The sequence below is a fragment of the Pseudonocardia pini genome, from assembly GCF_013870575.1.
In the GTDB taxonomy this organism is placed as follows: domain Bacteria; phylum Actinomycetota; class Actinomycetes; order Mycobacteriales; family Pseudonocardiaceae; genus Pseudonocardia; species Pseudonocardia pini.
On the sequence record NZ_JACBXB010001137.1, the window covers coordinates 1 to 1,259 of the forward strand.

Annotated in this window: 1 protein-coding gene; it reads right to left on the bottom strand. The window is 72.8% G+C overall.

From position 1 onward, the window contains the following. The coding region (locus H5J29_RS33225) for a sensor histidine kinase (RefSeq protein ID WP_181784840.1) at window positions 1-1,245 on the bottom strand (1,245 nt) is incomplete at its 3' end. Window positions 1,246-1,259 lie beyond the last annotated feature (14 nt).

A 1,259-nucleotide genomic window follows, 5' to 3' on the forward strand; every position in this document is an offset into this window, starting at 1 on the left:
GCTGCCGCCCGCCATGCCGCCGCCGAGCCGGATGCCCAGCCCGTGGCGGTTCGCCAGGCGACCGACCACGAACAGACCCATCCGCCGGGACGCGGAGACGTCCACCGCAGCGGGGGCCGAGAGCCGCTGGTTGGCCTCGGACAGCTCGTGGTCCGCCATCCCGACGCCGCGGTCCGCGATCTCGACGATCAGCGACCCGTCGTTCGCCCGGGTCGTGCTCATGACGACCTGGGAGTCCGGCGGGGAGAAGTTGGTGGCGTTGTCGAGGAGCTCGGCCAGCAGGTGCACGAGGTCGGACGCGGCGCGCCCGGCGACCGTGGCCACGGGCGGCGGCTGCACGACGACCCGCTGGTACTGCTCGATCTCGGACACCGCGGCCCGCAGCACGTCGACCACCGGGACCGGCGCCACGTTCCGCTTGGCCAGGTCGGTGCCCGCGAGGACCAGCAGGTTCTCGCTGTTGCGCCGCATACGGGTGGCGAGGTGGTCCAGCTGGAAGAGGTTGGACAGCTGGTCCGGGTCCTGCTCGTTGCTCTCCAGCTGCTCGATCAGCTGCAGCTGGCGCTCGACCAGCGCCTGCGACCGGCGCGAGAGGTTGACGAACATGTTGGACACGTTGGACTGCAGGGCCGCCTGGTCCGCGGCGAGCCGGATGGCCTGGCCGTGCACGGCGTCGAACGCGCGGGCGACCTGGCCGACCTCGTCTCGGCCGGACAGCGGTACCGGCTCGACCAGCGCGTTCAGCGGCTGACCGGTCCGCATGCTCTCGACGGCGGCGGGCAGCTTGCGCTCCGCGACGTCGAGCGCCGAGCGACGCAGCACCCTGAGCGACCGGATCAGGCTGCGGGCCAGCAGCACGATGATCGCGATGCCGAGCAGCACGCCCAGCATCAGGATCACCGAGTTGACCCCGGCCTGGTTGCTGGCGTCCTCCTGAGCGGCGACGCTGGTGGCGCTCAGCTCGTCCCCGACGCCCGCACCGGCGCGGTCCACGACCGCGACCGAGTTCTGGTACGCCGTGTCCCACGCCACCGGGTCCGCCACGAGGGGGCGGCCCGGGGGCGAGGAGATGATCGCGTTCCGCAGCCGCTCGCGCTCGACGTTCGCGGCGTCCGTGGCGAAGTTGCCGTACCGGCCGAGCTGCTCCGGCGAGAGCGCGACCTGGTAGTCCGCGAACGCGGTGGTGAACGCCGCGTCGGTGCCCGTGACGGTGATCCGGTCCTGCTCGCGGACCTCGCGCGCCACGATCGCCCCGGCCA